General features: G+C 58.7%; 11 protein-coding genes and 1 pseudogene. 3 read left to right on the forward strand and 9 right to left on the reverse strand.

Features of this window, described 5'->3' with window-relative positions; genetic code table 11:
• Positions 1–76 precede the first annotated feature (76 nt).
• From ACWR1S_RS07815 to ACWR1S_RS07850, 8 genes are all read right to left on the reverse strand, one after another.
• A complete protein-coding gene (locus tag ACWR1S_RS07815; RefSeq protein WP_454563059.1) occupies positions 77–1,015 on the reverse strand; it encodes a sugar kinase in 939 nt (312 codons plus the stop codon).
• A 130-nt stretch (positions 1,016–1,145) separates the two neighbouring features.
• On the reverse strand, positions 1,146–2,360 hold the full coding sequence (locus tag ACWR1S_RS07820; RefSeq protein ID WP_454563060.1) for an amino acid deaminase: 1,215 nt from the start codon (positions 2,358–2,360) through the stop codon (positions 1,146–1,148).
• Positions 2,361–2,402: 42 nt separating this feature from the next.
• Positions 2,403–3,167 (reverse strand): IclR family transcriptional regulator, encoded by a 765-nt coding sequence (locus ACWR1S_RS07825; RefSeq protein ID WP_016984339.1) that lies wholly within the window; start codon positions 3,165–3,167, stop codon positions 2,403–2,405.
• A gap of 156 nt (positions 3,168–3,323) precedes the next feature.
• A complete protein-coding gene (locus ACWR1S_RS07830; protein ID WP_454563061.1) occupies positions 3,324–3,713 on the reverse strand; it encodes a RidA family protein in 390 nt (129 codons plus the stop codon).
• 30 nt (positions 3,714–3,743) lie between these two features.
• Positions 3,744–4,535, reverse strand: a complete 792-nt coding sequence (locus tag ACWR1S_RS07835; protein WP_454563062.1) for an amino acid ABC transporter ATP-binding protein — start codon at positions 4,533–4,535, stop codon at positions 3,744–3,746.
• The gene (locus tag ACWR1S_RS07840) at positions 4,532–5,194 is read right to left on the reverse strand and encodes an amino acid ABC transporter permease (RefSeq protein ID WP_454563063.1); all 663 of its coding nucleotides are present in this window, start codon (positions 5,192–5,194) and stop codon (positions 4,532–4,534) included. Before ACWR1S_RS07840 ends, ACWR1S_RS07835 begins: the two co-directional genes overlap by 4 nt.
• 9 nt (positions 5,195–5,203) lie before the next feature.
• Positions 5,204–5,866 carry an amino acid ABC transporter permease gene (locus ACWR1S_RS07845; protein WP_454563072.1) on the reverse strand — a complete coding sequence of 221 codons (663 nt, stop codon included), beginning with the start codon at positions 5,864–5,866 and terminating at the stop codon, positions 5,204–5,206.
• A gap of 51 nt (positions 5,867–5,917) precedes the next feature.
• Positions 5,918–6,766 (reverse strand): transporter substrate-binding domain-containing protein, encoded by an 849-nt coding sequence (locus ACWR1S_RS07850; protein WP_454563064.1) that lies wholly within the window; start codon positions 6,764–6,766, stop codon positions 5,918–5,920.
• Between the two features lie 424 nt (positions 6,767–7,190).
• On the opposite strand from ACWR1S_RS07850, the gene ACWR1S_RS07855 reads away from it, so the two are divergent.
• From ACWR1S_RS07855 to ACWR1S_RS07865, 3 genes are all read left to right on the forward strand, one after another.
• The gene (locus tag ACWR1S_RS07855; protein WP_454563065.1) at positions 7,191–7,595 is read left to right on the forward strand and encodes a hypothetical protein; all 405 of its coding nucleotides are present in this window, start codon (positions 7,191–7,193) and stop codon (positions 7,593–7,595) included.
• Between the two features lie 83 nt (positions 7,596–7,678).
• Positions 7,679–8,110: a thioredoxin family protein gene (locus ACWR1S_RS07860; protein ID WP_454563066.1), complete on the forward strand. Its 432-nt coding sequence runs from the start codon at positions 7,679–7,681 to the stop codon at positions 8,108–8,110.
• 56 nt (positions 8,111–8,166) lie between these two features.
• Complete coding sequence (locus ACWR1S_RS07865) at positions 8,167–8,634, forward strand: hypothetical protein (protein ID WP_454563067.1); 468 nt, start codon at positions 8,167–8,169, stop codon at positions 8,632–8,634.
• A 41-nt stretch (positions 8,635–8,675) separates the two neighbouring features.
• Here the strand turns inward: ACWR1S_RS07865 and ACWR1S_RS07870 are convergent.
• Positions 8,676–8,864, reverse strand: a pseudogene (locus ACWR1S_RS07870) (type II toxin-antitoxin system RelE family toxin); the annotation flags it as partial.
• Positions 8,865–8,922 lie beyond the last annotated feature (58 nt).

Genomic DNA, 8,922 nt, shown 5'->3' on the forward strand with positions numbered 1-8,922 from the left:
GCTCACTCCTACAGGGGAACGCATTTCAATTGTAGGAGTGAGCCTGCTCGCGATCGATTGCGCAGCAAGCGGCCATTCAAGCCTGTTTCGGAATCAATGCACCCGGTACTTGAATCACCTTGCTGGCCAGCAGGTGTCCGGCCTGCGCAGCCTCGGCCGGACTCCCTCCCAGCAATCGACTGGCCAGATACGCCGCACTGAACGAATCCCCCGCCGCCGTGGTGTCCACCACTTTTTCGACCTTCTGCGCCGGCACCTCGAATGACTCGTCATCACAGCGAATCAAACAGGCTTCGCCGCCACGCTTGAGCACCACTTCCGGCGTGCCGAACTGCGCATAAGCGGCAAACACCGCCGCGCAATCGGCAAAACCAAACAGCGCCTGCTCGTCATCCACCGTCAATAACGCCAGATCAACGTAGGGCAATACGCTGCGATACGCCGCCCGCGCGTCTTCGACAGTGGCCCACAGGCGTGGCCGGTAATTGTTGTCGAAGACGATGCGCGCATCACGCTGCCGCGCCTCGATGAGGGTCTGGATCAGTTTTTCCCGGCCCAGCGCACCGAGCACCGCCAGAGTAATGCCGCTGAAATACAGCACATCGTAATCCGGCAACGCGGCCAGAATCGGTTCGGCAGCCGGCGTGGTGAAACAGTCGCGAACCGCCGCTTCGTTACGCCAGTAGAGGAAACGCCGCTCGCCGTTGGCGTCGGTCTGGATGCAGTAAAGTCCCGGCAGGCGACCCGGTAGACGTTGCACCAGATCGAGACCAATGCCTTCATCGGACCAGATCTGGCACATGGCATCGCTGAAGCTGTCGTCGCCCAGTGCGGTGACGTAATCGACCTGGGCCTTCTCGCCCATCGCGCGGGACAGATACACCGCAGTGTTGAGGGTGTCGCCGCCGAAGCTTTGTTGCAGGCTGCCGTCGGCGCGTTGCTGCAGTTCGATCATGCATTCGCCGATCAGGGCGATGCGCGGGGTGTTCGGGCCCAGGGGGCTGAGGGTGTTCATCTTGTGCTGTCTCTGTTGATGCGCGGGTGTCTGGACTGGCGCCTTCGCGAGCAAGCTCGCTCCCACACTTGGAATGCATTCCCCTGTGGGAGCGAGCCTGCTCGCGAAGGCCGCAACTCGATCTCAAGCTTTAGAAACAGGTCTCCATGCTCTCGATCACCGACAACTCTTCATCCACCAACAACCCCACACGCCACTTGTCGAACGTCAGGCACGGGTGCGACGTACCAAAAGAAATGATGTCACCCACACGCAGCTCCACGCCCGGCGCCACGGTCATGAACGCGTGCTGGTCCATCACCGCCGTGACCTTGCACGCGCCAACGTCTTCGCCCACTGCCGGCACCACGCCTGCCTTGTAGCGTAGCAACGGCACCGGCAAACCGGCATCGAACGCGACATCACGCTTGCCCAGCGCGATCACCGCAAAACCCGGCTCTGGCAGCGACTGCACGTGTGCCCAGACTTCCAGCGCCGGACGCAAACCTTCGTGCAGATCACTGCGGCGGTCGAGCACGCAGCACTGCGCCTCTTTGTAGATGCCATGGTCATGGGCCACGTAACTGCCCGGGCGCAACACGCTGAGAAAACGCCCGGCGGCGTTCTGAGCTTCGAACGATTCGGCGATCAGGTCGTACCACGCCGAACCCGAGGCAGTGATGATCGGCTTGGCGATGGCCAACGCGCCGCTGTCCTGCAGCTGCACCGCCAGACGCACCAACGACGCGGCAAATTCACGAATGCCGCTGACCGCGTGATCGCCGTGAATCACCCCTTCGTAACCTTCGATGCCAGTCAGGGCCAGCGCCGGTTGCGCGTTGATCGCCTTGGCCAGTTCGATCACGTCCTGCTCGCTGCGGCAACCACAACGTCCGCCGACCACGCCGTATTCGATCATCACGTTCAGCTTCACGCCGCGCGAGGCGAAGTAGGCGCCGAGATCGGCGACGTTATCCGGATGATCGACCATGCAATAGAAATCGAACGACGGATCGGCCAGCAGATCGGCAATCAGGGCCATGTTCGGTGTGCCGACCAATTGGTTGGCCATCAGCACGCGGCGCACACCGTGGGCGTAAGCGGCGCGGGTCTGGGTGGCGCTGGCGAGGGTAATGCCCCACGCGCCGGCGTCGAGCTGTCGCTTGAACAGTGCTGGCGTCATGCTGGTCTTGCCGTGGGGCGCGAGTTCCGCACCGCTGTCGCTGACAAACTTCTGCATCCAGCGGATGTTGTGCTCCAGTGCCTGGCGGTGCAGCACCAGCGCCGGCAGGCTGACGTCGCGTACCAGCTGCGCGCCGATGGCGGCGTCGCCTTTTTCCCCAGCAGTATTGATGGCAGTCGTCATGGTCGAACTCCTCACTTTTTTCGCGGCCGCAGGCGGCCGCGGTTATTCGTTGATCCGCCGGGCGAGGCTGTTGGCGCTCTCGATCAGCACCCGGCGATAGTCGTTGTAATTGTTCTTCGCATCGGCCCGTGGGGCGACGATGCACAGGGTGCAAATCGCGATGCCATTGCGGTCTTTGACCGGCGCGGCGAAGCAATGGGTAAAGGTGTCGGCGACGCTGTCGAAGGAGAAAAATCCATCGATGCCGGCCTGACGGATTTCCGCGAGAAAACGCTCCAGTGGCAAACGCTCGCCGTCGGGCAGGATGTAGTCGTCTTCGTCGATCAGGTCGATGATCTGCTGGTCGCTCAAGTGCGCGAGCAGCAGACGTCCGGAAGCCGTCCACGGGATTGGCGCGTTTTCGCCGATGTCGGAGGAAATGCGGAAATGCCGCTCGCCCTCCTTCATCAATGCCACCGTGTATTTGCGCCCGTTGAGCAGGCACATCTGCGCGGTTTCATGGGTCTGGCTGACGATCTCCTGCAAGGCGTGATCGGCCTCGCGGCTGAGGTCGAAGTGACGTAGATGCGCCTGACCGAGGAAATACAACTGCCGGCCCAGATAGACATGACCGTCCTTGCCCACCGGTTCCAGAATCCGTCGTTCGAGCAACGAGGCGACCAGTTCGTAGACAGTGGATTTCGGGCTGCCGATGCCGTTGGCGATGTCGTTCGGCCGCAACGGCTGACCGATTTCCTTGAGGAAATCGAGGATATCGAACGCCCGGTCCAGACCGCGGGCCCGGCGCTTGATGGTGTCTTCGGTCATTTCAGTGGTTCCCATTCAAAGTCGCCGGGAGTTTACCGCTAATGATCGTTCCCATGCTCCGCGTGGGAACGCAGCCCGGGACGCTCTGCGTCCCTTGGAACGCGGAGCGTTCCGTGAGGCATTCCCACGCAGAGCGTGGGAACGATCATGTGTAGTTCAAGCCTTTTTCTTGTACGCGATGCAGTCGATCTCGACCTTGCAGTCAACCATCATGCTCGCCTGCACACAGGCCCGCGCCGGTGCGTGCTCAGGCGTGAAGTACTCGCCGAAGACCTTGTTGAAACTGCTGAAATCCCGCGGATCATCCAGCCACACGCCGACACGCACCACGTCTTCCAGGCCATACCCGGCTTCTTCGAGAATCGCGATCAGGTTCTTCATGGTCTGGTGGGTCTGTTCGACGATGCCGCCGACAATGATCTCGCCATCCACTGCCGGTACCTGGCCGGACACATGCAGCCAGCCATCCGCTTCAACAGCGCGAGCGAATGGCCGTGGCTGGCCGCCAGCGGCGGTGCTGCCGGTGCCGTAACGCGTAATGCTCATGGGTGTTTCTCCTGATTACAAAACGAAAAATTAAAACCGCGTGCTTTTCAGAAACTCAGCCAGACGCGGCGATTGCGGGCGTTCGAACAGATCCTTGGGAGGCCCCTGCTCTTCGATCCGTCCCTGATTCATGAAAACGATTTTGTCCGAAACCTCGAAGGCGAAACGCATCTCGTGGGTCACCAGCAACATGGTCATGCCGTCTTCGGCCAGGCCCTTGATCACGTTGAGCACTTCGCCGACCAGCTCCGGATCGAGGGCCGAGGTGACCTCATCGAACAGCATCAGACTCGGGTTCATCGCAATCGCCCGGGCAATCGCCACGCGCTGCTGCTGACCGCCGGACAACTGACCGGGAAAGTGATTGCGCCGCTCCAGCAGGCCAACGCGCTCCAGCCATTTCTCGGCGAGCGCCACGGCTTCGTCCTTGTGCATTTTCTTCACCTTGAGCAGGCCCAGGGTGACGTTCTGCAATGCGCTCAGGTGCGGGAACAGATTGAATTGCTGGAACGCCATACCCGTCATCGCACGATGCCGGGCGATGACTTTTTCCGCATGGCGCACACGCTTGCCGTTGACCTCGTCGTAACCGATGGATTCACCGTCGAGCAGGATCTGCCCGCCCTGGAACTCTTCGAGCATGTTCACGCAACGCAGCAGCGTGGTCTTGCCCGAACCGCTGGAGCCGATCAGCGTGACCACGTTGCCGCGCTGCATGCTCAGGTCGACACCTTTGAGCACTTCGACCGCGCCGTACTGTTTGTGCAGGCCGCGAATGTCCAGCAACGCCTGAGGCTGTGGGGAAACTTGAGCTTGAGTCATGGCAAGGCCACCCGCTTTTCAATGTGCCGGCCGAGTAATTCGATGCCGTAGTTGATGACGAAGAACAGAAAACCGGCGAACAGGTAGAACTGCAGGGTCATGAAGTTCCGGGCGATGATCTGTTGGGTGCTGAGGAGCAATTCGGCAACGCCGATCACCGAGAGCAAGGTCGAAGCCTTGACGATTTCGGTGGACGAGTTGACCCAGGTCGGCAGGATCTGCCGCAGCGCCTGAGGCAACAGCACGTAGCCAAGGGATTGGTAGAACGTCAGACCGATGGCCTGGCTCGCTTCCATCTGCCCGCGCGGCAGTGCTTGCAGCGCGCCGCGAACAATCTCGGCAACGTGGGAGCCGCAAAACAGCGTCAGCCCCAAGGCCCCGGCCTGAAACGCGCTGATCTGCCAGCCGAGTGCCGGCGCCATATAGAAGCAGGCCAGCACCAGCACAAACACCGGCGTGCCGCGAATCAGATCGACGTAGAAGCGGAACGGCGCGCGCATCCAGAACTTGCCGTACGTCAGCACCAGACCGGCAACCACGCCGAGCATCGTGCCGAGCAGAATCGCCAGCGCCGACACTTGCACACTGGTCAAAAAGCCCTGCCACAGCGGCTCGCGCGCGACCCACAATTCATGTAACCAACTGGGAGATTCGTACATCGCAGCCTCCTATCGGCGGATTGCCAGACTCTGCTCGAGGTAGCGCAGCAGCATGGCAATGAGGTAACAGGCCGCGACATACAACGCCGTGGTCACCAGCCAGGTTTCAATCACCCGGTAGCTTTCGACGTTGATCTTGCGCGCGTAATAGGTCAGCTCCGGCACTGCAATCGCAGCGGCCAGGGAGGTGTCCTTGAACAGCGAAATGAAGTTGTTCGACAACGCCGGCAAGACGTTGCGCAGCATCACCGGCACGGTGACGTAGGCCTTGACCTGCCACTCGCCGAGCCCGATCGCCAGCCCGGCTTCGCGCTGCCCTTTGGGGATGCTCAACAACCCGCCACGGAACACTTCAGTCAGGTACGCACCGGCATACAGCGACAGGGTGATGATGAACGACGGGATCTTGTCCAGCCGAATCCCCAAACTCGGCAGCGCAAAGTAGATCAACAGAATTAACACCAGAATCGGCGTGTTACGCACCACCGTGACGTACACCGAAGCCAGCACCCGCAAGGCGCGATGCTTGGAGAGCAAGGCAAACGCCATCAGCAGGCCGATCACACAGCCGATGGCGATCGACACCAGTGCCAGCTCGAGACCCAGACCGAGCCCCGCCAACAAGGTGTCGAAATCGCGCCACACGGCGGCAAAATTCAACTGATAGTTCATGGTCAGCAGTACCTTGAGCGGGGCGACGTGCATCGCCCCACTCTCACGGGATCATTTGAATTCGACTGGGAAACCGATGGCTGGGGAAGGCAGATCTACACCGAACCATTGTTTGAACGAGGCGGCGTAGGTCGGGAATTCCACGCCGGTCATGGCTTCATGCAAAGCCGTGTTGACGAAGTTCAGCCAATCCTGATCGCCGCGTTTAACCGCACAGGCGTAGGTCTGCGGGCTCCACGCATAGCTAGGGCTGCGATAGCGGCCAGGGTTCTGCACCATCAGGTATTTGACCGAGGACTGGTCGGTGGCGGCGGCATCGGCACGACCGGAGTTCACCGCCTGATACATCAAATCGACGCTGTCGTATTGATCGACCTTGGCCTTCGGCAAGGCCTGATGCACCAATTCTTCGGCGTAGACGTTTTGCAGCACGGCCACGGTGACGCTGTCGCCGGCGGCTTGCAGGTCTTCGATTTCCTTGTACTTGCTGTTGTTCGGCAACAGCAGGCCGACGCCTTCGCGGTAGTACGGCAGCGTGAACGCCACTTGCTGCGCACGGCTGGCGGTGACGGTGATGAACTGGCAGCTCATGTCGACTTTGTCGGTGAGCAGATTGGGAATCCGCGCATCGGACGACTGTACGACGAACTCGACTTTGCTCGGGTCGTTGAACAGACCTTTGGCGACGATTCTGGCGATGTCGATATCAAAGCCCTGCAACTTGCCGTCCGCGCCCTGAAAGTGCCACGGCGCATTGGTGCTGCCAGTGCCGACAATCAATTTGCCACGGGCCAGAACACTGTCGAGCTTGCTATCGGCTGCCTGGGCCAGGCCCATGACAGCGGACGAAGCCGCAAAAACAAAAACACATGCTTTGAACAACGAAGGACGGCGATGCATGGCAAGCACTCCAGAATGGTGTTTATTCCGCTATACCGGAACACGGTTTGTTACTACGGAATAGACAGCAGAAAGTGTGCCATAGCTTTGGCAATAAAACCCAGGTCTTCGGAAACATTAATCGGTTCAACAAGTTAGCCCGCGGATCTGCGCGCGACTATTGCCAGTAGAAGTTTGACCTTCGCTACTGAAGGCAACGGATTGGGAAGTAACGTCACATTTAAGGGCGTGTGCGCGACCGATTCATGCACAGATAAAGCATTGAATCGGACTTGGAAAATGGCTTGATCGCAAGTGACCGCTCATCGGATTTACCGCTCGACCTGTCAGAGTTGACAGTTGTTGACCGGTGAATTGATAGGCCTACTGGTCCGGACCGAACGGGTCAGGAACCGAACTTAAAATCTCAATAAGGACTTTTGAAATGGCCAATCTGATTAAAAATGGTGATTTTGCCAATCAAGGCGATCACTGGACAGCAACAACCCCGAATAACGTCAGTTACGTAAATGGTCACTGCATAATCGCGCCTCCTGACTCCATTAGTCAGGACGTTCTCCTGGGTAGCGAGGGCGGCGGGAAATTCATGATCTCGGCAAGAATGAAAACACTGCATGGCTATGCGGGCCGCATCACTGTGCAACCCCATCCGACAGGCAACCCGGTTCAACTTGACGTCGGAGGTAACCAAGGCTGGACGATCAAGTTCCAAGAGTTCGACGCCCCTCTCGCGACACTCAAATTCACGGTGAAGGTAGAGTGCAATGACGGTACGTTTGATGAACTTGGCTCTTATTTCAGCGATTTAACGCTAGCCAAGTTGCTCTGAGCCAATACTCTTGAAAGCGAGCTTTCATCTCGTGACGGCTCGCTTTTTTCGTGAACCACTGCATTCCGAAAAGGGAGTTTCCAATGCACTCGACAACCCCTTTCGCAGCCTTGCCTGCCACCTATCGAAAAACGCTGAAAACCTGGCGCCCGGTGATTCTGTATTTCGCCAACGAACACTGCCCCGCCTGCGAATGGGCCGGGCCGATCTTTCGCCAGACGGCCGAGCCATACCGGCATCGCGCCAATATCTACATGCTCAATAACAGCGAGTCCCCGCGCCACCCGCTGGTCACCGGCACGCCCACTGTGCTGTTTTACAAGAACGGCAGACTGGTGAAAAAACTCAAGGGCATCAGCTCTGAAGAAACCCTCGCACGGGATTTCTCCGAGCATATTGGCAAGACCAAAGCGCCCGTTGCCGTCCGCAAACAAACGCATGATCTGCCCTGGCTGCGGCAGACCCTTCGTACTTTGCGCACCGTTGCACGTGCGCGTCTGCGGAGTCAGTACTGAACAGGCTGAAGGTTCCGAAGCAGCGTTAACCAAAAAGTATCAGGGAGAGATAGGACATGACGAATTTGATCAGGAATGGCGAGTTCTACGAAGGCGAAAAAGACTGGTCCGTGAGCCATCCAGAGCACGTGAAATTCAACGAGGATGACTGCAAGATCACTTCACCCGGATACATCAGTCAGGACGTCATTTTCCAATCTGAAGCCGAAGAATATGCGCTGTCCGCCAGAATGAAGACTGAATCCGGCTCCACGGCTCGCGTGATATTGACGCTACATCCTGCTGGCGACGAACTTGAGTTGGCGCTGACAGACGATCCAAACTGGCAAGTGCGAACCGACTGGATCCTCGCGCCAGTTGGCACGACCGGAGCCACGGTCAGACTCCACACAGACGGAGCAATCGGCGTCGCCGCCGCACAATTTGGCAGTCTGACGCTAATGAGTCTGGATACTAGAAAATCGATAAACACTCTAGAGCGAATCGTGGCGTGGTGGAGATCCCTGTTCGGTGCCAGAGGATAAATCCAGCGTGTCAGGCAACGGACGTCCTTTGGAAATCTATTTCAGCGCTTGGCAGCCTCTGTATAGATTTCGCCTCGCGCTCGCTTGCCAACGGCTATCACCGTGACAATCAATACTTCATCCTTGACGCGATACACCATGCGATACCCGGCGCTTCGCAGCTTTATTTTGTATGCGTTACCCAGGCCTTTGAGCCGATCCGCGGGTACATGTGGATTAAGCAGCCGCTCCGCCTAATGCCGATCAGTTAAGACTCTTTGCTTGACCTTTGGCCGCAAGAAATCAAAA

The sequence above is a fragment of the Pseudomonas sp. AIG genome, from assembly GCF_977020205.1.